Genomic DNA, 23,750 nt, shown 5'->3' with positions numbered 1-23,750 from the left:
GTAAACTGGGCTTCCCACGCTCCACTCACCCTCTCCACTTCTCTCCCCTCTCCCCAGGAAGTCGCCAACGTGTCGCTCACGATCGGAATCGTCGGCCTGCCGAATGTCGGCAAGTCGACCCTGTTCAACGCCCTGACCAAGAACGACGTGCTGGCGGCCAACTACCCGTTCGCCACCATCGAGCCGAACGTCGGGGTGGTCGGCGTCCCCGACCCGCGCCTGACCAAGCTCGCCGAGGTCTTCAGCTCGCAGAAGATCCTCCCGGCGACGGTCGACTTCGTCGACATCGCGGGCATCGTGCGCGGCGCCTCGGAGGGGGAGGGCCTGGGGAACAAGTTCCTGGCGAACATCCGCGAGTCCGACGCCATCTGCCAGGTCATCCGGGCCTTCAAGGACGAGAACGTGGTCCACGTCGACGGCAAGGTCTCGCCGAAGGACGACATCGAGACGATCAACACCGAGCTGATCCTCGCCGACCTCCAGACGGTGGAGAAGGTCCTCCCGCGCCTCCAGCGCGAGTCGCGCATCAAGAAGGACGTCCTCCCGAAGGTCAAGGCCATCGAGGAGGCGCAGGCCATCCTGGAGAAGGGCGAGACGCTGTTCTCGGCGGGCCTGGTCCAGGGCACGGAGAAGGCGGAACCCCTCCACGACCTGCACCTCCTCACCGCCAAGCCGTTCCTCTACGTCTTCAACGTGGACGAGGAGGAGCTGACGGACGACACCTTCAAGGACACCCAGCGCGCCCTGGTCGCCCCCGCCGAGGCCATCTTCCTCAACGCCAAGCTGGAGTCGGACCTGGCGGAACTGGACGACGACGAGGCCCTGGAACTCCTCCAGTCGGTAGGCCAGGAAGAACCGGGCCTGGCCACCCTCGCCCACGTCGGCTTCCGCACCCTGGGCCTCCAGACGTACCTGACGGCGGGCCCCAAGGAATCCCGGGCCTGGACGATCAAGAAGGGCGCCACGGCCCCCGAAGCGGCCGGCGTGATCCACACGGACTTCCAGAAGGGCTTCATCAAGGCGGAGGTCATCTCCTTCGACGACCTGGTCACCACAGGCTCAGTCGGCGAGGCCCGCGCGGCGGGCAAGGCGCGCATGGAGGGCAAGGAGTACGTGATGCAGGACGGCGACGTGGTGGAGTTCCGCTTCAACGTGTAATACGTTCGGCGAAAGGCCGTCTGACCTGCGACGGAGTGGGTTGGGCGGCCTTTGCGGTCCGCACAGAGTCCGCAGCGTGCTGGATCAGTCCGGCACGCGGGGGAGCGGCTACGCCGCTTCGTCGACCTGCGGCTGGGCGTCGGCGCACTGGTTCGCGTACGCCTTGTCGACGGCGGCCCGGGTCCGCTCCTCGGAGTCGGGCCACAGGTGGGTGTAGATGTTCAGCGTCATCGCCGCGTTGGTGTGGCCGAGGCGCTCGGAGACCGTCTTCACGGATTCGCCGTGCTTGATCAGCAGGCTGGCGTAGTGATGCCGGAGGGCATGGGGGCCGGTGCCCTTCGGGATGCCGGCCTTCGCACAGGCAGGCCGCCAGGATCCGTCCATGAAGTGCGTGTAGACCACGGGCCCGCCCTGCGGCGCTGTGAAGATCCAGCTCTCGGGCCCATCAGCGGGGAAGTCCCGCAGGTGTGCCTTCATCGCATCCACCGCTATGCGGGGGAGCGGGACCGTGCGGTGTGATCGAGCGGTCTTGGGCGGGCAGACGTACACGCCGTGCTTTGCGGTCTGCTGGATCTGCTGCTCGACTGAGACAGTGGCGTGCAGCAGGTCCACGTGCCGGACCTGGAGACCGAAGAGCTCGCCAGGGCGGAGCCCTGTACAAGCGCCCAGCAGGACCAAGCCCCTGTAGCGGCCGGGTATCTCCTCGGCCAGTGTGCGCACCTGCTCGACGGCCAGGGGCACGACCTTCTTCCTCGGAACGGAGGGCAGTTTCGCGTCAGTGCAGGGGTTGTGCGGAATCATGCGGTCGCGGACCGCTGCCCGGAAGACGGCGTTGACCGTGTTGAAGACGGTGCGGGAGGTGCTCGCGGCGAGCTTGTGGGTGGTCGTCAGGCTGGTGATCCAACTCTGCACGTCACCGGGCTTGATCGCGCCGAGTGCTCGCTTCTCCCAGACGGGGTAGGCGTAGCAACGCAGGTGCTGGGCTACGGCCTTGGCCGTCGACGGCCGGTGCGGCTGGCTGGCCCGCCACTCCTCCGCGTACTCCTTGAAGGGCTTCTTCGCCGAGCGCGGGTCGACGTACTGCCCGGTGACCACGCTGGTCGTGACTTCGTCGAGCCAGCGCTGGGCGTCGATCTTGCGGTCGAAGTGGCGGGCGTGCTCCTTGCCGTCGAGGTCGCGGTAGCGGGCACGCCATTTGCCGTTGGGGCGCTTCTGGATGTTCGCCAAGTGGCTTCTCCTTTGTGCTGGTTGTCAGTAGTGGCCGCCGTCCTCGATGTCGCTGGTGAGGGTGCGAGCGTCCCGCTCGTCGCCCATGAGGCGGAGGCACTGCTCGTTGATCGCGCGTGAGCTGTCGGGGTGTGCCTTGATGTGGTCGGCGACGGCGACCACGGCGCGGTGCAGGCGGTCGCGGGCGTCGCGAGTTTCGTAGAACGCTTCTACTGCTTCCTGGACGAGCCGTCGGCTGTCGATGTCGAGCCCTTCCAAGGGCGGTGACATGAGCTCTTCGAGGGGCAGTTCGAAGACGCGGGAGAAGGCGAGCGCCTCATCGAGGTTGATCCGGCGGCGGGGTGAGCCGTTCTCGATGCGCCAGACGGCCGTCTGGTTCATCTTCACGCCGGCTCTGGTCACGCGCTCGGCCAGTTCGGTCGTGCTCCACCCTCTAACTTCGCGCTCCAGGGCTACGCGGCCCGCCACGTTGCCTTCGCTGTAGAGCAGCGGCACTTCGCCGCCCTCGGCCTTCTCGCTTGCCATCGAACCTCCTTCGCGACCATCGCTATCCGAATTGAAACATGGGCTTCCCGATTTGGGTAACCGCCGATCATGAGGTACAGATTATGCAGATCGAATCGCCACCTAGCCGAATGGGAACGCATGCGATACCTGACCACCGCCGAGGTCGCCGAGCGCTACCGCACCGCCGAGAGCACCGTCCGCTACTGGCGCCATCTCCAGAAGGGACCCCGCGGCATCAAGGTCGGCAAGCGGGTGCTCTACCCCGAGGCCGAACTGCTGCGCTACGAGCGCGCGCTGATCGACGGCGGAGAGGACTGGGGCCTGGCCTCATAAGCCACCAACAGGCCCAGACACAGCAACGGCCCCCGGCGCGCCAACGCCGAGGGCCGGAGATTCCCCTGCACGTCGCCCATCCCTGAACGAACGAACCCGTGGGGGGCGAGACCTTGCCCGTCTCGCCCCCCACCCGAGAGGAACGTCTATGAAGGACCCTACGTCCCCCGCCACCTCGAACGCATCCAGTGTTGTCTGGCCACCGATCGCAGTCCCGGGCCAGGGTCTGCCTCGGAACCGCGAGGAGCGGACGGAACCACGCCCCGACATGGGAGGCGCGACCTCCGATGCTCCGAATCGGAGTACACCCGGTTTGCCGGACAGCGCAGGCAATCCTGCTCCAGACGGACCAGAAGCCCAAGACGGTGGCGGGCCGGCAGGCGCAGGCAGCGCGCTGCTGGACGACCTCCGTACGGCGATCGGGCGGTACGTGGTGCTGCCGAGCGACGAGGCCCTGACCGCGGTCACCCTCTGGGTCGCGGCCTCCCACATCCAGCCCGGCCTCCAACACGCGCCACGGCTGGCGGTGGTCGGGCCGACCAAGGGGTGCGGCAAGTCCCGCCTCCTGGACGTCCTCTACGAGACCGTCCACCAGCCGATGATGACGGTGAACACCTCCCCCGCCGTCGTCTTCCGCGTCATCGGCAAGAACCCGCCGACGCTGCTGGTGGACGAGGCCGACACCATCTTCGGCCCCAAGGCGGGCGACAAGGAGGACCTGCGCGGCCTGCTGAACGCCGGGCACCAGCGCAACCGGCCGGCCTGGCGGATCTCCGGTCCGGAGCACAAGCCGACCGCGTTCCCCACCTTCGCGATGGCGGCGCTGGCCGGGATCGGTGACCTGCCGGACACGATCATGGACCGCGCGATCGTCATCCGCATGCAGAAGCGCAAGCCGGGCGAGCGGATAACTCCGTTCCGTTCGCGGTACTCCGTGCCGGAACTGCACACGCTCCGCGACCGGCTGGCCGGCTGGCTGGTCCCGCAGCGCGGCACCGTCGCGGGCGCGGTGCCGAAGATGCCCGTCGAGGACCGCGCCGCCGAGACATGGGAGCCGCTCGTCATCGTCGCCGATCTCGCCGGGGGGTACTGGCCCGCGCGGGCTCGTGCCGCCTGTCTGGCGATGACGCGCAACGAGGTGGTCCAGGACGAGCAGACGACGTTGAAGACGCGGCTGCTGCGTGACATCCGCCGCGTCTTCGACCAGGAGGGCGGCAAGGAGGCTCTGCGCAGCCAGGACCTGCTCGCCGTGCTGATCCAGGACGCCGAGGCTCCGTGGGCGGAGTACGGCACGAAGGGGTTGAACGCCTACCACCTGGCGAATCTGCTGCGCGATTTCGGTATCAGCCCGGCCAACTACCGGTTCGAGAACAGCCGGCAGGCCAAGGCGTACGCCCGCAACCAGTTCGTGGACGCCTGGGCCCGCTACTGCCCTGCCCCCGGAGAACCGGTTTCCGCAGCCGGAAGGTCCTCTCGCGCGCGGCCGGCCCAGGGCCAGCCGTCCTCCCCTCCGTCCGGGTCGCTTCCCACCGGCCCGCCCAGTGGGCCCGCAGGCCCGAGGCCCGCTCGCTGACTCCAGGTCCGCATCAATCCGTCGCATCCGTCCCCGCGCAGGTCAGCGCGGGGACGGATCTCCTCGGCGTTACGGATCGATCCGTACCTGCGGCCATCTCCGTACCTGTGCTGACCAGCCACGCGACGGATGCGACGGATGCGACGACACCACCCCTCACGACTGACGGAGCACCACCATGCCAAATTCGAACGCCGACGACCTCACCTCCCGCCGCCGCAGGAAGCTGTTCAGGCTCACCCGACGACCAGCAGCAAGCTGGAGCGAACGAGCCTCTAACGAGGCTTCGTCCGCGCTTGCCCCCGCCCCAGGGGTGGCGGAGGACAAGGCCGAGCGCCAGGGGGCGCCCGAGCCGGAGGAGGGGGTAGTTGAGGACTCTCGCAAGCCTGCTGCCGACTCCGTTCCTCGCAGCACACCGACCGATGTCCCACCGCCCGTCGAACAACCCTCCTGGCGGGATCTCGACGCCCCCGCCCTGCCCGCGCAGATGAACCGCAAGCGCACGGTGGAGAAGCGCGACCAGGAGAAGACCATCCGCTTCACGCGTACCGCGGTCCAGGTGATCAGCGCCGCCGCTCACCAGCGCGGTCAGAGGTTCGCCGGATTCGTCGGGGACGCCGCTCTGGCCGTCGCGCAGGGCAAGGCGGGGATGGTCGGCAGCCCGGAGGACGATCCCCTCCGCCCGCTGATCGAGGCCGTCGAGGCGCACACCGTCGCGCTGAACCGCATCGGCGGCAACCTCAACCAGATCACCGCAGCCATCAACCGTGGAACCGTCCCCGAGCGCGCCGAGACGGTACTGGACCGCGTCGAGCAAGCAGCACAGAACAGCTTCCACCTCATCGACCGGCTCCTGACGGAGGGCACGACTCATGGTTCCTGACGTCTCCACCGGTTCCGACAGCCGCGGACTGATCGCCTACCTCTTCGGCCCCGGCCGCCGCGACGAGCACACCAACCCCCACATTGTCGCCGCCTGGGACATGAACGGTGCTCCCGACCCCGGCCGCGCCCCGGAAGCCACCTACTCCCAGCTCGCCAGGCGACTCGACCACCACGTCGACCTGCGCACCCGCGAGCTGGGCGGCAAGAAGCCACCACAGCACGTCTGGCACTGCCCGGTCCGCACCGCCCCCGGCGACCGCTACCTCACCGACACCGAGTGGGCCGAAGTCGCCCGCCGCGTCGTGCACGCCACGGGCATCGCCCCCGACGGCGACGAGAAGGCATGCCGATGGATCGCGGTACGCCACGCCGACGATCACATCCACATCATGGCCACCACCGTCCGCGCCGACGGACGCCGCCCACGCACCCACCAGGACGGCCGACGGGCCCAGGCCGAGTGCCGCAGGATCGAAGCCGAATTCGGTCTGCGCCGCCTGAAGTCCGGCGACCTCACAGCACCTCGAACCCCCACCGGCGCCGAACGCGCCAAGGCCGAGCGCCAAGGCCAGACCGTTACCGCACGGCAGTGGCTGCGCGAGCGGGCTTACGCGGTCGCCGCCGCCGTGCACACGGAGGCCGACTACTTCACCGTGCTCCAGTCCCTCGGCATCAAGGTCAAGACGCGCCTCGGCCCCGAAAGCGGCGACGTGATCGGCTACAGCCTCGCCGCACCCGGCGACACCAACACGGCCGGCGAACCGGTCTGGTACGGCGGCTCGAAGCTCGCCCCCGACCTCTCCGTTAACCGGCTCCGCGAACGTCTCCCCGACCAGGAGATAGCCGACCGCCCCAGGTTCGCGGCAGATCCTGGCGAGCCGTGGGAGCACACCATCGCCGCGATACAGACGGCGCACTCTGTCCTCGACTCCGATGACGATGCGGCCGCCCAAGGCCAGCTCGCCGCTTTCGGCGACGCCCTCTACAACATCGCCAGCGCCACACCCGGCCCGCACCGCGCAGAGCTGCGTGCAGCCGCCTCGGCGTTCAACCGCGCCCGTCGCTCCGCCACCCGCGCCGACCACGAAGCAGCCCACGCTCTGCGCCAAGCCGCCAAGGAACTCGCCTACGCCTCCAACAAACCTGGCGGACTCGCCATCGCCCTGCTCTTCGCCACCGTGTACCTGGCCCGAGCCGCCGCGAAGTGGCACGAGCAGCGCGGCCACCAACAGCAAGCCGCAGCAGCCGACGAAGCCTTCCGCCACCTCCAGGCCGGCTACCAGCAGGCCGCCGCACCCGTCCTGGCAGAGTTGACCCGCCACGCACCACGAGCCGAGACCGCCCGCCGCTTCGAGCGGGACCTCCGCGCGGCCCTCCCCGACCACGCCGACCGGATCCTCGCCGACCCCGCTTGGACCGCCTTGACCACAACCCTCGCCCACGCCGAAACCGCTGGCCACAACACCCGACGCCTCTTGGCCGAGGTGGGCACCCAGTGGGAACTCGACAGCGCCGAGCACCTCTCCGAGGTCCTCAACTGGCGCATCACGGCTCAGCCGAACCGGCGAACGCAAGCCGCTCGCAGCCGAAGCACGATCGGCGGAATGCCGCCCATGTCCGCCACGCCACACTCTCCGGCCACACCAAGGGCCACAAGGCCCGAAGAGCGCATTCGGCACCGCTAACCCTCCGTCAGATGCCCTCGTCACAAGGCGTGGCGAGGGTACGTTCCAGCGCTACAGGGGTACGGGTGCGATCAGAGATACCGCCTCAGCCAGTCGGGCATGCTCGGCTCGTCAAGTCCCCAGGACTCCTGGAACGATTCGTCCTCCTGCCAGGTGTTCTCATCGCCGTCGAAGAACTTCTGCCGGTGGCACTTGTACTTGACGACGGTGTCGCCTTCGAGCCTGTACTCGTTCCAGTAGTAGTTCTGCTTCCCGTGGCCTTTCCACTCCTGGGTCTTGTAGATCGTCGTCATGAAGTCGGAGTGTAGCCGCGGCCCTTTACGACGCCGTTCGGCTGGACGAGATCGAGAACGAACGCGGTCGGCTCCAAGAAGCGCTAAAGAAGCTCCGCGAGGAACAGGCGGCCCGCCCAGGAGAAGCACCCCTCTCAAGGCACCGCCCCAGGGGAATGACACGACACCTGGAACAATCAAGATGACGTGGACCGTGGACTCGCAAAGATGCCCAGTTCACAGCGCCGATGTGTGGTGTTAGGACGCTGATCCTGCCACCCCCTTGACGTGCACCTTTCCCCCTTAGCTTCGGGGCCTTGGTTCGCTGCCATCTCGTTCAGAAACTGAACGACGCCCATGCAGGCAGAGCCCACCGCCACCCTGATGCCCTCGCTGCTCGTGGCAGCGAGGGCATCAGTCGTCAGGCGGCATGGGCTGCGGACAGCCGCGCGACCCACTTCGTGACCTCGGTCAGGTGGTCGGGCTGCAAGCCAAGGTGTGGGTCGGGCTGCACGAGGAGGGTCGCCGTTCCGCAGGCGGCGCGATCCTCCGCCCAGATGTGGTCGAGATCGGTGAAGTCGTCGTCGATCCAGACGGCGGGGGCCTCCCCCAGCCAGGCGTCGACGTGGTCGCGTTTCCAGAGGTAGCCGTTGGGATGGCTGGTGGTGATCTGTGGGCGTGGGAGATCGACGTGTGGCAGGTCTGGCAGACCCAGGAGGGGTCCGATGAGAGTGGTGGCGTCCTGCCGCCAGCTGGTGCACCAGACCGGGGTGAACAGGCCGGTGCTGATGACGTCCAGGAGCAGGCGGCCGTGCTCGGGGTCGAGCCAGACGGTGACAGGGTTGTCGGCGTTTCGGCCGGCCGGAACGACGTCGTGCCGGGTGTGGGTGGCCGGGGTCGAGCCGTCTGCGGCGGGGAAGGGTATGAGGACGCCGTCGACGTCGAGGAGCAGGTAGGGCGGGCGCATCGGTTCCTCCAGCGGTCAGAGCTTGTGGGCGCGGATCAGCTGGGTGGCGGGCGAGCGGCCCATGCGAAGGTCGTGGAATTCCTGTGCGGAGGTGAGGCGGAAGCCAGCCCGGCCGAGGTGCCGCTCCCAGCGGGCGCCGTCAAACTCCCAGCGGGCGATGGGGAGACGGGTGCCGTCGGGCAGGGTGACGAAGTCGCGGCGAGGCCGGTCATCGCCGGAGACGCCGCGGCCACCGCGCTGCGGGTGCGGAACGGAGAAGGCGAGCACCCGACCGGGCTTGAGGCGTTGAGCGATGGCTGCCAGCAGGAGCTCGGGAGCGACGAGTCCCACGGCGCCGAAGACGGAGTAGATCGCGTCGAACTGCTCGTCGGAGGCGTGCAGATAGTGCAGAGCGTGCCCGGCGACGAAGCCGAGGTTGTTCAGTCGTCCGTAGTGGGAGCGGGCGCGGCGGACCTGGAGGCCGACGAAGTCGACGCCGGTGACGTGAGCACCGTGGCGGGTGGCGAGGTGGGCGGCGTTGTGGCCGGGGCCGCAGCCGAGTTCCAGGAGCCGCTTGCCGCGCAGGTCCGGGCCGAGGATCTCGGCGGCGGGGCCTTGGCCTGGTCTCGTGGTCCATTCCATCCGGGCGGGCACGGCCAAGGGTTCGGCGAGCCCGGCGGCGGTGCGCTGGATGGCGTGGGCGTGCCACGGCGAGGTCTGGGCGAGCACGTCAGATCTCCAGGAGGTGGAGCACGTCGGTGAGGTGGCGGCGGACGACCTTGATGTAGCCGAGGTCGGTCGCCGGGTCGTTGATCCAGCGAACCGCCTGCTCCATGAACCACTCGACGGCCCACATGCGGTGCCAGCCCAGCGCCCAGTTCTCGGCGGTCAGCCCGCCCCGCGAGGCGAGCGCATCCGGGGTGCCGCCGGCGACGACGTACTGCTCCAGGAAGACGCGCAGCCGCAGGGGATGCGGGGGCTCGATGGTCCCGTGCCAGCTGGCGAGGTCGAGCAGGCCGGGGCCAGTGAAGGCGCGGGCGAAGTCGAGCAGTCGCCACCCGCGCTCGCCGATGTGGAGGCTGGTGGAGTGGAACTCCGAGTGCACCCATCCGAAGGGTGCCAGCGTCGCTCCGGCCGAGCGGGATTCGGCGGCCTCGGCGACCCGGTCGAGCGCGTCCTCAACGTCGTGGGTGTCCTGCCATCGGTCGGCCTTACGCAGCCGTTCGAGATGTTCCAGCGCTCGGACGGGCAGCGTACGGAGCCGTTCCCGGTCGAGAACCGGCAGGGCGGAAGCCGTACGGGTGCTGTGCAGGACCACCGCCGCAGCGACGCCATCGAGGTCATCGGCCTCGCGGGCGGACGGCCCGAGGTCCTCCATGAGCATGCCGAGCCAGCCGTCGATCATGGCGGAACCGTGGATCTGGGGGACGGGGACGCCGAGCGTGTGGGCGAGGCGGAGGGCTTGGTCCTCGCTGTCGAAGGGCTTCTTGGCGTACTTGAAGATGGCCGTGGAGCCGTCGGGGAAGGTGACTCGCTCGACTCCGGACATCGACCACACCCGTACCTCCTCCCGTCGGGCAGTGGGCTGGCCGGTCGCGGTGAGCAGGTTGTCGAGGAGTTCGGCGCTGGGGTTCGTGGTCATGTGAGGGCTCCGGGGGATGGTGGCGTCCGGAGCGGGCGAGGGAGGCCGGCCCGCCCCGGAGCCTGATCGGGTGGGTTACGCGGCGGGGTTCACGCGGTGGGCGTAGACCTGCTCGATCCAGCCCGCCTTGAACGCGGCGAGGTCGTCACGGAACCTGGCCATCGAGGCACCGTAGGGTGCGACCACGCCGCCGGACTGGTCCGGCACGGACTGGCAGCCGTGCACGAGCCGTCCCCCGAGCGCGGCGTGGGCCTTGATCGACTCAATCCGCCGGTGCTCGTTGAACCAGCCGCCGTGATAGACCTCGTCGAGCATCCCGCCCAACTCGTCGTCCAGGTCGAAGACGACGGAGGTGGCGGCGGGGAAGAACCAGCACGGACCGACGTTGGAGATGTGCCCGTCCAGCTCGACCTTGTTGAGCGCCATCAGCGTGGCCGCCTCACGGAGCATCCGCAGGTGGTCGGCGGTGATCTGCGGGAGACCGAGGCCGGCGAGGTGCTCGTCACGGAACAGGTACGCGTACACCTCGTACGCGGTGGCCAGCACGCGGGCCGCGTCGGACGTGGCCTCTCCGTGGTGCTTGGTGAAGTCGAGCGCGAGCTGCTCGACCGCGCTCTCGGTCGTCTCGTTCACCTCCAGGAGCTGGGTCTTGACCAGCTCCCAGTCGGCGACGAGCCAGGTGTTCGACTCGAAGCGGAAGAAGTACTCGGCCGGGTCTATGGTGATGCGCCGGCCGTCGACCTGGATGCCGGGCAGGCGGCTCCAGCGCGGGTCGAACGCCTCGGGCAGCTCGACCGTGATGGCCGTGGTGTCGATGGTGGTCACCGTGTCTCCGTCTCTGATCGGCCGGGTCCGGACACAGGAGTGCCAGAACCCGGCATGGGCGTACGGAACTTCGGGGTGCCGCCCGGACCAAGAGGGGAGCCTGGATCACGGTCACGCCGTTCCGGGCGGCTGCTGATAAGTGAACCGTTGGTCACGCTCAGTGGGTACGGTAGGAGGCAGTTGAAGCGGTATACGCGGTTTACAGCTCCAGGTCGGAGGTGGTCGTGGCGGCGCAGAGAGAGGCCAACTCCCGCCTGCGGGATGCCATCGACGCGGCCGGATGCACCTACGAGGCGCTCGCAAGAGACGTGCGTCGCGTGGCCGCCGAGAACGGCGAGATGCTCCAGACCAACAAATCGGCCGTCTCGCACTGGGTGAACGGCACCCGCGCCCCTTCAGGACAGGTGGGTCAGTACCTGGCCGAGGCGCTGACCCGCCGAGCAGGACGCCCGATCACCCGGACCGAGATCGGTCTGCATGCTGGTGACGCCGAAGAGCCAGTGGAGGCCGATCCGGTCCTCGCCGTCACCGACCTGGGCCGCGCCGACGTCGAACGCCGCCGCTTCCTCGCCATCGCAGCCTTCACCACCGCCGGCGTCGCCATGCCGCTCAGCCACGACCACGAGGCCACAGCCCGCATGCTCCGCGCCCGCACCGGCACGTCCCTGGTCGGCGCGGAGGACGTGGACGTCGTACGCCAGATCACCACCGCCTTCAGCGCCGCCGACGAACGCCTCGGCGGCGGGCACGGTCTGACCACCGTCTGCGCGTATCTCGCCGACACCGCCGCCCCTATGCTGCGCGGGCGCTTCCCCAGCGAAGTCTTACGCGGGGCCGCCTTCGGAGCCGTCGCCGAACTTGCCTACCTGGCGGGGTGGAAGCACCACGATCTCGGTCAGGAAGGCGCCGCCCAGCGCTACTACCAGGTCGGATACCAGCTCGCCTGCGAAGCCGACGCCCATGGTCACGCCGCCTGGATGATGCGCGCCCTCGCCCACCAGGCGCTGAGCCTCAAGCAGCCCCATCACTGCGTTGATCTTGTCGAAGGCGCTCTACGCCTGGGCCTCGGCCACGTCGACGGCCAGACGGAAGCCCTCCTCCACATCACACATGCCCGCGCCTACGCGGCCACGGAGGAGAGCGCATCAGCCGCACGCGCCCTGCTCGCGGCCGAGGACGCTCTACTGCGGGACGACGTCCCGCAGCCCAGCTACTCCCGCGTGAGCGGCCCCGCCGCCGGCACCGTGGCCAGCCACACCGCCCGTACCCTGACCGATCTCGCCGATCACATCGGCACCGAGCAGCAGCACCGCGACGCCCTCACCCGCTGGGACCCCCTGAAGTACAAGCGCGTCCACGCTCTCACCCACGCCGACCTCGGCGCCCAGGCTCGCGCCGACGAAGCCGTCGCTGCCTGGACCAAAGCCCTGGTCCTCATGGAGGGCATGACCTCCGACCGGACCCGCAAGGCCATCTCCTCGATCCGCTCCACCCTCGCGGTCTACCAGCGCCGCCGAGTCCCCGGAGCCGCAGATCTCGCGCGCCGAGCCCGCGAAGCCCTCGCCTAACATGCCCAACAACCCGCCCGACGAAGGGAACCCAGTGGCCCAGCAAACCGACGACCAGCCGAAGGCCCTCAAGCCGGCACTCGAATCGATGACGTTGCTGGTCGCGGCCGTCATCGTCCACGACAAGGCCACGAACCGCGTCGTCCTCCTCCAGCGAAGCGACAACGCGAAGTTCGCCCAGGGGATGTGGGATCTGCCCGTCGGCAAGAGCGAACCGGGCGAACCGATCACCGAGACGGCCGTCCGTGAGCTGTACGAGGAGACCGGCCTCACGGTGAAGCCCGAGTCCCTCAAGGTCGCCCACATCATCCACGGCGCCTGGGGCGTCGAGGCCCCCAACGGCTTCCTCACCGTCGTCTTCGCCGCCCACGAATGGACCGGCGAACCCGAAAACCGCGAACCCCGCAAGCACTCCCAGGTCCGCTGGATCGATGCCAACGCCATCCCCGATGCGTTCGTGGACACCACGGCCAGCGCCCTCAACCACTACTTGGTGGGTGGCGCAGGGGTATCCCTGAACGGCTGGTGAGACTGAGTCAGCCGTGAGCTATGGCTGTGGCTTCACTTCGAGCTCGATCCGAAGAGAGACACAACACCTGCAGGAAGAGTAGCTTCTTGGTCGAGCTCCACGGTTCGGGGATTTTCCCAGATCGGGAACCTCGATGCGACAACTCGGAACAGATCCAGAGGCACACGGGCTTCTCTGGCCAAAACATCTTCCCCTATGCCTACTTGTCCCAGAATCTCTACCGCTCTTGGGAAAAGTGACGGCTGCTCGGTAACCGGCATCACGCCGGGCTCGCGGCGGCGCCATCCCTTTGACGACAGGTAGAGCATGGCGTTTCTGTACGTAACGTCGCCAATTACTCCCAACTGCCGTGATCGGTAGAGGAGAGCTTGGAGACTGACGTTCCATTCTTCCTTCAGCGCGCTAAGGGCTCGCCAGTCCGCCTTCGATGGAAGCGCTTCACGCATTTCTTCGGCGGGCATCAGTAGTTCTGCCGCAAACTGATGTGCTTGATTCTCGGTAATTCGGTCGCCAGGTTCCGAGTCGACATGCATCACAAGGTGGCCAATCTCGTGTGCAACATCAAATCGCTGCCGAAAATAGTCATTTTTCGCTGGATTTAGGATGACAGTTGGGCGTGTGCCCGCCTCAAACGAATATGCGTCCACTGCGGCAGTCTGAATGGGGCTGTAGATGATGAGGATGCCGCGATTTTCTGCCATCCTGACCAAGTGGCCGATCGGGCCATGAGGAACATCCCAGTGCTTTCGGAGCAGTCGTGCTGCTTGCTCAGGTAGGTCCGTGTCTTCATCGTCGACGTCGACGCTCAGTCGGGGGATATCAGGATTGGGGAACTCCACGTGCCTTTCCAGGGCGGAGCCGACATCGCTGGCGACCATCCCGTAGGCAAGAGCTTGATCGCGGGCCAGTTGTGATGTTGACCGCAGCGATCTGAAGTGGGGAATTGCCCCACCCGCTTCGGATCGCTGCGGTCCCGGGAGGAAAAACGATGGGTCAACGCCGAGTGTCAGACACAGCTGCGCCACCGTGGCTGGCGCTGGGCGCTTGGAGTTGCTCTCGTAGGCGGCCACTGCGGTGGGGCTCTTGTCGATCTGAGCCGCTAGCGCATTCTTGCGGAGGCCCGCAAGCTGACGCGCTAGCGTCAGGCGACGCCCATCAAAAAGTCGCGAGGCGTCGCCAATGCGAACCTCGGCGAGACGACTACGTTCCATGACCATCCGCTCATTCCATCACTACTTTCCGTCGCCCTTCTGCGCGTGACGACGGAGTCGAACGGCCGCGTCGGGTACAGAATCGAACCCGCCCGACGGTTCGGGCGTGATGGGCTTCCGTGTGCGGCCGTAGTCTCCGAAGGGCGGCGTAAGTAGATCATGCTTCCAGTGCCATGCCGAGCCGCCCCCCTTGTTCAAACGAGAGCGGCCTAGAAAGAGTTCTCTGGCGCCAAGCTCTTTCTGGACTGAATGCGCGACAACAAGTGTCGTCAGAGCGCCCTCGTCTTCATCGAGAGACAGAAGTGCCTCCATGATGTCCTCGAAGAGAGGCGCTTCATCCTCGTCCACGGGGAGCATTGGTTGATCTGGATTGGCAACCGTCTGCGCTGCTACCCGCCGCTTGGTCGGGCTCTTCTGAGGCCACGGGATCACGTTGCTTTCCCCGAATGGGAATGCCGACTGAAGCCACCTCCAGTCTCCGAAACGCCACCCCGGTGAGCCATTGAGATTGGCCCGCGTAACGGTGCCTGGGATAATCCGAGGCATCCTGTCGAATTCTCTGGGCAGGAGGCCGGAGGCCACCGTGTCCAGACCGGAAAGGGCGTCCGCCGGGGAGCTGACGGCGTACTTGCCGCACGAGAAAACTCGGTCCTGGCGGTCGCGCAGAAAACCATGGGCGGTGTACCCGACCCAACCCTGATCGTGGCCGGCGTCGGGGTCGTAGTCACGCATGGTGCGCGCGTACGCCGACTCGGCCGCCCAGTTGATCGCTGCCAACACGCCTGCCTCTTCAAGGTCTTCCAGCGCATCCTGCTGCTCGCTCATGTGGCGACTCTACATGTTCTCAGTATCAGGTGCGCAAAACTGAACCATCGGCGGCGTGTTGCGCTTCGTTCTCAATCGATCATACGTTCTATTGCGTGAATGGGCTACTTGTCGCGGCGGTTTCTCGGCCATCAACGTGCTTGTTCCACACGGTAGTTAGGTGCGCGGAGTGTCGGCAATCGTCGGCCACCATGGAGGGCTCAGCGTCCTGCAGGGCGTGGTTGTGTTCCATGTAGCGCGGCTGCTGCCAGACGAGGTCATTCACCGAAGAGGACCTCGTACGGCAGGTGTTCGTCGTCTGGAACGTACGGGACGTGGTTCGGGACTGTGCGTGCCGCGGTGGCCAGCAGCTGGGCGGCAGCTTGCTCCTCGGAGACAGGCGCGAGCCCGAGGGCGTGCAGGAGATGGTCGCGCTCGGTGTCGAAGGCGGGGTAGTCGGCACGGAGTTCCGATCCCAACTCGCTGATCGTGAAGTTGCTCGCCAGGTCGCGCCAGAAGGGCAGTACGACGATGAGCGTGACAGCCTCGATGAGGTCGGCGCCGATCAGAGTGGCCCGGCCCTCGGAGTCGGCATACAGGATGGGCCGCTCCTCGGCCCCGGCCTCCCCGCACAGGTAGTACGTGCCGCCAGCGCCGCAGCCGGCTATCGGGTGCAGTGGTGCTCCGGTGGGAAGGACCAGGTCGTCTATGGGGTCCCTGCGATCGATGTCGAAATCGGCGGGACAGACGAGCGAGGCGTACAGGGAAGGGTTCTGCTCGATCCGGAGGAGCAGAGCGTCTGATGCGGTCATGGGCGGAACGTAACAGCGTCGTCGGACAGTGGGTCTGGCTGATTGCGACGCGAAGCCCGGAGGGCGCTGTCAGTGGGGCGTGGCACAGTGCGGCCATGAGCTATGACCTGGCGGTGTGGGAAGGCGACAGACCCAGTGACGATGTGACCGCGGGCAAGGTCTGCACCCAGCTGTACGACCGCTATATCGATACGGACGGAGATCTTCCACCGTCACCGCGTATCGCCGAGTACCTCGCTGGGCTCCTGGCGCGATGGGTGGACCTCACGGAGGACGAGGAAGACACCTCGCCCTGGTCGACGGGGCCGTTGATCGGTGAGGCGGCCGGCCCCGTTCATCTACCTCTCGATGCGCTACAGCATGGCCGAGGAGGCGTCGACCTACGCTGCCGATCTCGCGGCATCGATGGGGCTCGCTTGCTTCGACCCGCAGGCTCGGCTGCTGAGGCCGTAACTGCTTCCGAATTGTGGGCTCGTGTAGCTCGGCGTGGAAGCGGATGGTCACCCACTCACTCTTGCCGATGGGCGAAACAGCACGCCATGGAATTCGGCGGTCCTCGCTGCGGTGCTACAGGCCGCGAAACAATGAACGCAGGGCGGCGGGTACTTGCTCTGGCCGGAGTCCGCTCTTCTCACGCTGACGCATTCGCCGGCCCGTTGCGTGCCGTACTTCGATGCTGCCATGGCCGCGTATGTCCCGCAGCGCGCAGACCGAGACCTCTCTCGCTGCCCCTGCCGCACCGCCTTCGAAACACTGGTCGTGACCGTCGTGGGTTGCGGTCCGGCGCCAAGGCCGACGATGGTGCGAACACTGGGCGAGCTGGTTGGCGAAGTCTTGGGCGCTGCCGGGTCGAGCCGCTGGATCCTTGGACAGGCCCCGTTCGACAACGCGGCCCAGACTTTGAGAGATGTGCGGAGCGACGTCGCGCAACTTGTCGAACTGGTCGTTGAGGACTCGGTCCCTGCGGGCGGCTTGTCCCAGGCTCAGCGGGCCGTTTGGGTACTGCCCGGAGAGGAGGTAGAACACAGTCGCAGCAAGGGAGTAGACATCTGAGGCCACCGAACACACTCCAGTGTTCAACACTTCCGGAGCGACGGTGGCGAATGTTCCGGCCATCGCCGCCCGGCCAGCCGCGTCCATTCGCGCGGCAAGGCCGAGATCACCCAGCAGAACGTCGCCACTGGCGTCGATGAAGGCATTGCCAGGCTTGACGTCACGGTGCAGAAGCCCCGCGGCGTGGACGCGTTCGAGCCCATAGCCGAGTTGCTGACCCCAGTGCATGGCCTTGGCAGCGACCACACCGAAGGGTGCGGCGGCCGATTCAAGATCGCCATGCATGACAGGCATCGTCAGGTAGCGGATGTCGGTTCCGCCTGCGATGTCGGCGTTGTAGACACCGAGCAGGTATTGGCTCTGAAGATGTTTGAGTACTTGGGCCTCGTCCCACGTTGCCGCTTGTCCTGGAGTCGGCTTGAAGAGCTTTAGCGCCACTTCCGTGTGCAGATGCTCGTCCTTGACGCGGTAGACCTCGCCACTGGCTCCACGCCCGAGGCGCTCCAGTACCTGGTAGCGATCGCTGATGCGGTTCCCGAGTTCGCGGTTGCCGACCTGGGCGATGACCGTTCCCGACATGCCCGACACCCTATAGTGCTCGGCATGGTGGTGCTCGGGATCAGTGTGGGGTTTCCAACGGCAGGGAGGGGACCTGTAGTTGTCTGTGTTGCCCTTGAGGGATCACAAGACGAGCCGCGGATGCATGATGTGTGTGAGCTCCGAACCGCAGCGTCGGAGGTCATTGACCAGGTCGAAGACTTGGGGCGCAAGCTCAGTAGCAAGCTCTCGGCTTGGAACCCCGATGCAGTGGTGATCTGCATCGCGGATGTCAGCCCCTCTGGCAACCGCATGGCAGCACCGCGGCATCGCCTCATGATCGAAGGGGCCCTTGGGTACGTCTGTCGCGATCACAAGATCCGGCAGGTTGTGTACCGGAACGGTAAGGAAGTCGGCGAGGCACTCGGCCTGAGCAAGGCGGATGCTCTTGCACGCGGTAAGGCGCTGGACTCCAAGCGATCGGCAGCGGCTGCGGCGGCCGTGACTGCTCTGCCCGCCGCATCTACCACAGACCCGAGTCCGTTGTAGAGGAGGGACAGGTCGGCGGTCGTCCTCCGAGTACGTCCAACATATCCACGCCGCAGTCTGCGGCCTGTGCCGCCACCGAGGTCAGTTGGTGGAGGACGACTGCGTGGACATGTCGTGCTCCGAGGTTGCGGGCGTAGCGCGCGGCCTGTGCCACAGTAGTGCCGCTGGCAAGGTTGACGTCCACGATCAGCACGTTCCGGGGTGCTAAGGCTGCCTGGGAGGACAAGCTGACCAACTCGCTGTACGACGACAAGAGTGCCCCCACCAAGCGCTCCGCGACGGGGCTGGCGGCAAGGATCGCCTGAGTGCCGTGCTGGCGCGCGACAGCCATCACTTGCTCGGTGGCGTCGAGAAGGGCGCCTGGATCAGCTAGGCGCTCGATGTTGCAGTGAGCCGTGTCCACCGCGTCCAGCAGGTCGCTCATCAGTACACCCCCATCGGTTCACTGACTTTCGGTATGTGCAGTCTTGATGGGCAACGACGCCGTGCCAATAGCGATACTGATTCCGTTACCAACGACCTTGCCTTCGGCCCCTGTCGGTAGCAAGTCGAGTGCCCTTCCATTCTCATTTGAGGTGCGACGGGTTCCGCACCCGAGGCTGCCTAGGGGGAACTGAGCCACGGCTACGGACGGGCCCAGCCGTTGGCGAAGTCGCAGTGGAGGTCCGTCCAGCGGCGCTGCTCCGCGGGGGTGTAACCGGGGTGGTCTTGAAGGTGGACCAGGGCATTGACCCACTGCTCCCAGAGGCCGTCAGGCTGGGTGAAGCGGTCGGCGTGGTGGGTGCCGAGGTGGGCGTCGAGGCGGAGGAGGGCTCCGAGGGCCTCGGGCTGGTCGTAGCGGAGGTCGGTGCGGGGGAGGTAGCGGTCGAGGTAGGCGGTGAGGATCTCGACATCCGCGTGCGTGCCGAGACGGGCCAGGGCGAAGCAGTAGCCGCCGCCGGAGTAGCAGACCTCGCTGGCCAGAAGCAGGTCACCAATGCGCTCGCGGAACGAGGTGCGCCGGCCTACGCCGATCAGCCAGGCGGCGGTGAGGCGCGAGCGCCATTCGTAGGCGAGGAGAGCTTCCAGCTCGGCGTCGGTGATCGCGGCCGCGTCGTCGATCAGGTGGCGGGTGAAGCTTTCGGCGTACGGCCACCCTGGCCGCAGGACACGACGGCTGTTCAGTTCGAGGTAGCGCGGGTGGTCCGAGTCCTTCCTCGTCACGTAGCGCTCGATCACGTGGCCATAGCCGATTTCCTCGGGGCGCTGGAACGGCATGGGGTCACCTTTCCGGGTGTAGGTCGGTGCGGTCGATCCAGGTGGGAGCGACGAAGATGTTGTCGGCGGCGGGGGCTTCGGTGGCTTCCAGGAGGGACCAGGTGCGGGCTTCCTCGACCAGGTGCTCCCAGGGTGCGGTCCAGTCGAGGCCGGTGCCGGAGACGCCGTACGTGTGGCCGGCGTCCACTCGCCAGAACTGGGAGTAGAGGATCAGTTGGGAGTGGTCGGCCAGGTCGTCGATGATCTCCGCGAAGTGGGCCGAGGGCCAGCCGGGGCTGTCCGGTCCGGTACCGGCTTGCAGTCGGGCGGTCAGGGAGGGGACGACGGGGCTGCGGGCGCCGAGATCAGTCAGGGCCCAGCGGATGGCGACGGGTTCGGACTCGTCGGGCGGAGTCTGCCGCTCCAGGCAGGCGCGGTAGGCGCGGCACAGGGGCTCGACCGCGTCCTCGATCTCCAGGATCGCCAGGGCCGTGGCCGCCCACTGACGGACGGTGGGGTTGTCGCTGTCGAGCAGGGTGATCAGGGCGGGGCCGCAGCGGGGGTCGGCGACCTCCTCGAAGACCTCGATGGCGGTCAGTTGTCCGAAGCCCCCGAGGGAGGGGAGGGCATCGAGTATGGCGGGGGTGGCGGCGGATCCGATGTGGATCAGTTCCGCGCGGGCGTCGTAGGACTCGCCGGACTCGCCGTCGAGCTGCTGGACGAGTCTCTCGATGTGGGTGGTCATGACGCCGGGTGGTCGCGGCGCCAGAAGGTGGGGAGCCAACAGCAGAGCACCGAGTGGTCATCAGGCCACGGACCGCGGTCCTCGGCTTCCCAGTCCTCGAAGGAGTCGCGCGTCAGGTCGATGGGGCGCCAGGCAGGGTCGAGCGGCTCGTCCTCGGCCGGCGGGCGGACGTACTGTCGGCCGTGTTGGTCGCAGGCGCCGAAGTCCTGGTAGTTGAGCTGGGCCTCGATCAGGGAGACCTTGTTCGCTCCGCCGTCCATGGTCGGCCAGCGGAACTGGACCCCGTCGTCCTCCCAGAAGCAGACGGGGCAGATCTCGTACGAGCCGGGCATGGCGTCCAGAACGTGGTGCCCGCAGCAGGGACAGGGGTAGGAGTCGCTCACCTGCGCAGTCTCCTTGGAGGTCCCGCCGGTGTGCCATGCATTTCTCTGCCTGGGGTGCCCGGCCAGTCCGCAGCCAGTCCGCAGGACACCCGTAAACGGCCGTCGGGAGCCAACGCATGCCAACGAGGAATCCCAGGTCAGGGCCCTGTGTGGGGCTCCGCCGCAGGTCAGGATCGAGCTTCAGACGTTCCGCTTCAACGTCTGAGTGGGTGCGTCGACACGACGTCGTTGATGGGGCAAAAATGCAGGTCAGAATGGGTCGGACCCTTTGGGGGCCGGCCCATTCGTCCACCCCGTGCTGGATCGGTGCCGGAAGTTCAGGTGTTGCGTCGGTCGGGATCAGGCGTCGTAGACGCTGGAGCGGTGCCCGACATGGACGACCCACACCACAAGCTCCCCGTTGTCGATCGTGTAGACGACGCGGTAGTCGCCGACTCGCAGGCGACGGCGTTCCGGCTGGGACACGAGTGCGATGGTGTTGAAGCCGAGGGGATCGCTCTCCCACTCGGTCAGCTTGGCCAGGACGCGCAGTGCCATGTCGCGAGGGATCTTCCGGAGCTCGGCCTGCGCCTCCGGGCGGAAGACAGTTCGGTATTCACCCACCGCGCGCCAGCGTCTCACTCATGACGTCCTCGATCGGGACGCCGGGTGCGGGGTTGGCCATGCGCTCGTCGATGATCCGGTTGATCTCGCGCTCTTCCCACTCCTGGTACCTGCGCAGCACCTCGATGGAGACCACGGCCGCGACTTCCTTGCCGCGGCGTGTGATCACGGTGGGCACGTCGTCTCGGTCGGCCCGCTCCACGACCTCGGCCAAGTGCGCCCGGACATCGCGAATGGACTCCATGGGCAGTGGCTGCGTCATGCGCTCAAGGGTGCCGAGTGTGCCATGTGTACACAAGAGAGGTGGTGGGTGAGTCGCCTCGGACCACTGAACCCCGCCGAGGTGGGGCGGATGCTCGGGTTGGAACCGGCGGAAGCCTTCGACGCGGCGCTGGTCACCGGCGGCCTGCCGCTGATTTGCGCGGAGTGGCCGCGGGGCGCGGGGCTGTGGGACTTCCTCGGCGAGGCGCTGGGCGATCCGGTCTCGGCCCTGCTGGTGTCGGCCGAGCGCTCGCTGGCTGCCGAATTCCCCCCGCGGGCTCAGGCGCGCACGGTGCCGGCGGCCATCGGCAGCGGCGAGCGGATCTTCACCAACATCGGGCGTGCCGCCGGCGGAATCGGGGCCACACCGTTGCAGCGAGCGCTGGAGCTGCTCACGGACAAACGGATCGTCGCTGCGGAGCTGCCCGTATCGCTGCGTCCGTCGAAGGACCGCCGCTACCGGGTGGCAGATCCCTACCTGCGCTTTTGGTAGCACCTGCTCGGCCCCTCCATGGACGAGATCGAGCGGGGGCGGGGCGATCTGAGTCTGGCGCGGATCCGGGACAGCTGGACCAGCTGGCGCGGCCGGGCGATCGAGCCGCTCGTCCGGGAGGCGCTCGCCCGGATACTGCCCGACGACCGGCTCCCCGCAGCCCCTGCGGTGGGGGGCTACTGGACTCGCACCAATGACGTGGAAACCGACATCGTCGGTGCGGACCGGGCTCCTGTTGCCAAGGAACTGATCTTCGTCGGCTCTGTCAAGTGGCTGGAGCGATCGCCCTTCGACCGGCACGACCTGGCGGCTCTTCATCGGCACCGGGCCGCTCTCACGGATGAACCCGTTCCCGTCGTGGCGGTCTCGCGCAGCGGTGTCGATGCTCCGGGGCTCGATGCCGCCTACGGGCCTGGCGATCTGCTGGCCGCTTGGCCGCTGTGAGCGCCGCGACCGTACCGGGCGGTGTGCCGGGGTGTCAGTTCACGGGGCGTCGTCGGCGCCTTCTGGTTCGTAGCGGTCCAGGTCGGCCTTGCTTTCTCGTAGGGCCGTTGCTGTGACCAGTTGGCCTACCGGGGCCGAGGAGCTGAGGAACAGGACCTCGTTTCCGGCCGGGAGTTTTTCCAGTAGGGCGGGTATCGACATCACCTCGTGTGGGGGCAGTTTGTCCTCTGCCAGGTTTGGTGAGGTGGAGAAGACGGGGACTGCCGCCGTGCCGTCCTGGGCTTCGGTCACCGACAAGGCGCCGGTCTCGTCGACGCATACGGCTACCTCGGCGTCGGCGAGCATCAGGGCGAACAGTTCTTCCGAGGCGTAACCGGTGGCCACCAGTTGTACGGCGGCGTCCACGGGGCTGATCGGTGGGGCCCAGCCGTACGCGTCGGGGGAAGGGCGGTACTCGGTGTTCGCCTCCCACTCGACGATCTCGCCCGCCTCGTCGCTGCGCCAGCGCCCCAGGCTCGCCCAGGGCGGCGGGGGTTCGTCCTCGTCGCCGTTCCAGTGGCGGTCGATGACGGACAGCCAGTGGTCGGGGGCCACCCTGGCTGCCTTGACGTAGTCCTCGGGCGGCTCGCGGAAGCCCTCCTGGCCCTTGAGTACCGCGCCGGGGCCGCCCTGGGTCCCCGGCGGGTCCGAGCGTCCGCCGGCGGGATCGCCCTCTGTGTCTGCCTGCGTGGTGTTTTGTGGATCGTCGTCCGGTGTGCCGACAGCGACAGGGCTTGTCATGGGGTGAGGCTCCGTTGGTGTGCGGGGGAGGGGGTGGGGGGCTTGCCGCGTTTTTGGTCAGGTGGTTGGGTTTTCCGTGGCTTTCTGGGGGGCCTCCAGCGCCTCGCGCAGCGCCTCCGTCTCCACCGTCATGCTCACCGGGCCCGAAGGGTTGAGGTAGAGCACGTGTCCCTCCGGTATTCGGTCCGCCAGCTCGGTCACCGGCATCAGCTCGTATCCGAAGCGGCCCGCCGCGTGCAGGTACGTGGGGGAGGTGAAGACGGGGACCACCGACGTGCCGTCGGGGGAGGTGGCCGACAGGGGGGCGCCGTCAGGGGCGAGCAGGACCGCCACCTGTGCGTCGGCGAGTGACCGTGGTACGGCGTCCCCGGGGCCGTAACCGGTGGCCGCGAGCTGGACCGCCTCGTCCACCGCGTCGGTCGGCGCGGGCCAGCCGAGTGCCTGGGGCGACGGGCGGTACTCCTCGTTGGGGCGCCATTCCTCGATCTCCCCGTCCAGGCCGGACCGCCACTGGCCCACCACCGCCCAGTTCGGCGGGTCGCCCTTCCCCGACCAGGCCGGGTCGACCATGCCCAGCCAGTGGTCGGGGGCGAGCCGGGCCGCCTCCTTGATCTCCTCGGGCACGGGCGGGGCGTCGGCGGTGGTGGTGGTTCCGGTGGCGGGGGTGTCGTTCATGGGCTCCTCGTCGG

27 protein-coding genes and 1 pseudogene are annotated in these 23,750 nt (G+C 67.5%); 10 read left to right on the top strand and 18 right to left on the bottom strand.

Going from position 1 to position 23,750, the window contains the following annotated elements:
• Positions 1-69 precede the first annotated feature (69 nt).
• Positions 70-1,158, top strand: coding sequence for a redox-regulated ATPase YchF (gene ychF / locus OG349_RS12620; RefSeq protein WP_327234697.1), 1,089 nt, complete (start codon positions 70-72; stop codon positions 1,156-1,158).
• A gap of 108 nt (positions 1,159-1,266) precedes the next feature.
• On the opposite strand, the gene OG349_RS12615 is transcribed toward ychF, so the two are convergent.
• A complete protein-coding gene (locus OG349_RS12615; RefSeq protein ID WP_327234696.1) occupies positions 1,267-2,385 on the bottom strand; it encodes a tyrosine-type recombinase/integrase in 1,119 nt (372 codons plus the stop codon).
• Between the two features lie 24 nt (positions 2,386-2,409).
• The gene (locus OG349_RS12610) at positions 2,410-2,910 is read right to left on the bottom strand and encodes a helix-turn-helix transcriptional regulator (RefSeq protein WP_018550280.1); all 501 of its coding nucleotides are present in this window, start codon (positions 2,908-2,910) and stop codon (positions 2,410-2,412) included.
• Between the two features lie 120 nt (positions 2,911-3,030).
• On the opposite strand from OG349_RS12610, the gene OG349_RS12605 reads away from it, so the two are divergent.
• The 4 genes from OG349_RS12605 to OG349_RS12590 all read left to right on the top strand — a co-directional run bounded on the left by OG349_RS12605 (position 3,031) and on the right by OG349_RS12590 (position 7,368).
• Positions 3,031-3,225: a helix-turn-helix transcriptional regulator gene (locus OG349_RS12605; RefSeq protein ID WP_265693247.1), complete on the top strand. Its 195-nt coding sequence runs from the start codon at positions 3,031-3,033 to the stop codon at positions 3,223-3,225.
• Between the two features lie 148 nt (positions 3,226-3,373).
• Positions 3,374-4,798: a DUF3631 domain-containing protein gene (locus OG349_RS12600; protein ID WP_327234695.1), complete on the top strand. Its 1,425-nt coding sequence runs from the start codon at positions 3,374-3,376 to the stop codon at positions 4,796-4,798.
• 313 nt (positions 4,799-5,111) lie between these two features.
• The gene (locus OG349_RS12595) at positions 5,112-5,681 is read left to right on the top strand and encodes a hypothetical protein (protein ID WP_327238550.1); all 570 of its coding nucleotides are present in this window, start codon (positions 5,112-5,114) and stop codon (positions 5,679-5,681) included.
• Positions 5,671-7,368 carry a relaxase/mobilization nuclease domain-containing protein gene (locus tag OG349_RS12590; protein WP_327234694.1) on the top strand — a complete coding sequence of 566 codons (1,698 nt, stop codon included), beginning with the start codon at positions 5,671-5,673 and terminating at the stop codon, positions 7,366-7,368. Before OG349_RS12595 ends, OG349_RS12590 begins: the two co-directional genes overlap by 11 nt.
• Positions 7,369-7,439: 71 nt before the next feature.
• On the opposite strand, the gene OG349_RS12585 is transcribed toward OG349_RS12590, so the two are convergent.
• The 5 genes from OG349_RS12585 to OG349_RS12565 form a co-directional block, all read right to left on the bottom strand.
• Positions 7,440-7,661, bottom strand: a complete 222-nt coding sequence (locus OG349_RS12585) for a hypothetical protein (RefSeq protein ID WP_200692523.1) — start codon at positions 7,659-7,661, stop codon at positions 7,440-7,442.
• A gap of 400 nt (positions 7,662-8,061) precedes the next feature.
• A complete protein-coding gene (locus OG349_RS12580; protein WP_327234693.1) occupies positions 8,062-8,607 on the bottom strand; it encodes an HAD domain-containing protein in 546 nt (181 codons plus the stop codon).
• Positions 8,608-8,622: 15 nt separating this feature from the next.
• The gene (locus OG349_RS12575; RefSeq protein WP_327234692.1) at positions 8,623-9,315 is read right to left on the bottom strand and encodes a class I SAM-dependent methyltransferase; all 693 of its coding nucleotides are present in this window, start codon (positions 9,313-9,315) and stop codon (positions 8,623-8,625) included.
• Between the two features lies 1 nt (position 9,316).
• Complete coding sequence (locus OG349_RS12570) at positions 9,317-10,228, bottom strand: phosphotransferase family protein (protein ID WP_327234691.1); 912 nt, start codon at positions 10,226-10,228, stop codon at positions 9,317-9,319.
• Between the two features lie 75 nt (positions 10,229-10,303).
• Complete coding sequence (locus tag OG349_RS12565; RefSeq protein WP_327234690.1) at positions 10,304-11,053, bottom strand: hypothetical protein; 750 nt, start codon at positions 11,051-11,053, stop codon at positions 10,304-10,306.
• Between the two features lie 224 nt (positions 11,054-11,277).
• Here OG349_RS12565 and OG349_RS12560 point away from each other — a divergent pair, with 224 nt between their 5' ends.
• Both OG349_RS12560 and OG349_RS12555 read left to right on the top strand, forming a co-directional pair.
• The gene (locus tag OG349_RS12560; protein ID WP_327234689.1) at positions 11,278-12,621 is read left to right on the top strand and encodes a helix-turn-helix domain-containing protein; all 1,344 of its coding nucleotides are present in this window, start codon (positions 11,278-11,280) and stop codon (positions 12,619-12,621) included.
• Between the two features lies 1 nt (position 12,622).
• The gene (locus OG349_RS12555) at positions 12,623-13,150 is read left to right on the top strand and encodes an NUDIX domain-containing protein (RefSeq protein WP_327234688.1); all 528 of its coding nucleotides are present in this window, start codon (positions 12,623-12,625) and stop codon (positions 13,148-13,150) included.
• Between the two features lie 32 nt (positions 13,151-13,182).
• On the opposite strand, the gene OG349_RS12550 is transcribed toward OG349_RS12555, so the two are convergent.
• The 4 genes from OG349_RS12550 to OG349_RS12535 form a co-directional block, all read right to left on the bottom strand.
• Positions 13,183-14,361 (bottom strand): helix-turn-helix domain-containing protein, encoded by a 1,179-nt coding sequence (locus OG349_RS12550; protein ID WP_327234687.1) that lies wholly within the window; start codon positions 14,359-14,361, stop codon positions 13,183-13,185.
• Between the two features lie 21 nt (positions 14,362-14,382).
• Positions 14,383-15,186 (bottom strand): hypothetical protein, encoded by an 804-nt coding sequence (locus OG349_RS12545; protein ID WP_327234686.1) that lies wholly within the window; start codon positions 15,184-15,186, stop codon positions 14,383-14,385.
• A 257-nt stretch (positions 15,187-15,443) separates the two neighbouring features.
• A complete protein-coding gene (locus OG349_RS12540; protein WP_327234685.1) occupies positions 15,444-15,977 on the bottom strand; it encodes a hypothetical protein in 534 nt (177 codons plus the stop codon).
• A gap of 567 nt (positions 15,978-16,544) precedes the next feature.
• Positions 16,545-17,609 carry a serine/threonine-protein kinase gene (locus OG349_RS12535; protein WP_327234684.1) on the bottom strand — a complete coding sequence of 355 codons (1,065 nt, stop codon included), beginning with the start codon at positions 17,607-17,609 and terminating at the stop codon, positions 16,545-16,547.
• Between the two features lie 24 nt (positions 17,610-17,633).
• Here OG349_RS12535 and OG349_RS12530 point away from each other — a divergent pair, with 24 nt between their 5' ends.
• Both OG349_RS12530 and OG349_RS12525 read left to right on the top strand, forming a co-directional pair.
• Positions 17,634-18,116: a hypothetical protein gene (locus OG349_RS12530; protein WP_327234683.1), complete on the top strand. Its 483-nt coding sequence runs from the start codon at positions 17,634-17,636 to the stop codon at positions 18,114-18,116.
• Positions 18,117-18,289: 173 nt separating this feature from the next.
• A complete protein-coding gene (locus OG349_RS12525) occupies positions 18,290-18,421 on the top strand; it encodes a hypothetical protein (protein WP_327234682.1) in 132 nt (43 codons plus the stop codon).
• 319 nt (positions 18,422-18,740) lie between these two features.
• On the opposite strand, the gene OG349_RS12520 is transcribed toward OG349_RS12525, so the two are convergent.
• The 5 genes from OG349_RS12520 to OG349_RS12500 all read right to left on the bottom strand — a co-directional run bounded on the left by OG349_RS12520 (position 18,741) and on the right by OG349_RS12500 (position 21,345).
• Entirely contained in the window at positions 18,741-19,373 is a 633-nt protein-coding gene (locus OG349_RS12520) for a DUF6000 family protein (RefSeq protein WP_327234681.1), read from the bottom strand.
• 4 nt (positions 19,374-19,377) lie between these two features.
• Entirely contained in the window at positions 19,378-20,097 is a 720-nt protein-coding gene (locus tag OG349_RS12515; RefSeq protein WP_327234680.1) for a HEAT repeat domain-containing protein, read from the bottom strand.
• On the bottom strand, positions 20,094-20,480 hold the full coding sequence (locus OG349_RS12510) for a CPCC family cysteine-rich protein (protein WP_327234679.1): 387 nt from the start codon (positions 20,478-20,480) through the stop codon (positions 20,094-20,096). The genes OG349_RS12515 and OG349_RS12510 overlap by 4 nt, the downstream gene beginning before the upstream one ends.
• 339 nt (positions 20,481-20,819) lie before the next feature.
• Positions 20,820-21,083: a type II toxin-antitoxin system RelE family toxin gene (locus tag OG349_RS12505; RefSeq protein ID WP_327238549.1), complete on the bottom strand. Its 264-nt coding sequence runs from the start codon at positions 21,081-21,083 to the stop codon at positions 20,820-20,822.
• The gene (locus OG349_RS12500; RefSeq protein WP_327234678.1) at positions 21,076-21,345 is read right to left on the bottom strand and encodes a type II toxin-antitoxin system Phd/YefM family antitoxin; all 270 of its coding nucleotides are present in this window, start codon (positions 21,343-21,345) and stop codon (positions 21,076-21,078) included. The genes OG349_RS12505 and OG349_RS12500 overlap by 8 nt, the downstream gene beginning before the upstream one ends.
• 57 nt (positions 21,346-21,402) lie before the next feature.
• On the opposite strand from OG349_RS12500, the pseudogene OG349_RS12495 reads away from it, so the two are divergent.
• Positions 21,403-22,281: pseudogene (locus OG349_RS12495) on the top strand (ATP-binding protein); the annotation flags it as partial.
• A gap of 39 nt (positions 22,282-22,320) precedes the next feature.
• Here the strand turns inward: OG349_RS12495 and OG349_RS12490 are convergent.
• Positions 22,321-23,061, bottom strand: a complete 741-nt coding sequence (locus OG349_RS12490) for a type VII secretion system-associated protein (protein WP_327234677.1) — start codon at positions 23,059-23,061, stop codon at positions 22,321-22,323.
• A gap of 57 nt (positions 23,062-23,118) precedes the next feature.
• Positions 23,119-23,736 (bottom strand): type VII secretion system-associated protein, encoded by a 618-nt coding sequence (locus tag OG349_RS12485; protein WP_327234676.1) that lies wholly within the window; start codon positions 23,734-23,736, stop codon positions 23,119-23,121.
• Between the last annotated feature and the right edge of the window lie 14 nt (positions 23,737-23,750).

The sequence above is a fragment of the Streptomyces sp. NBC_01317 genome, from assembly GCF_035961655.1.
In the GTDB taxonomy this organism is placed as follows: Bacteria; Actinomycetota; Actinomycetes; order Streptomycetales; family Streptomycetaceae; genus Streptomyces.
Note: the sequence above shows the minus strand (reverse complement) of the source record. Positions and strands in the feature narration are given on the sequence as shown.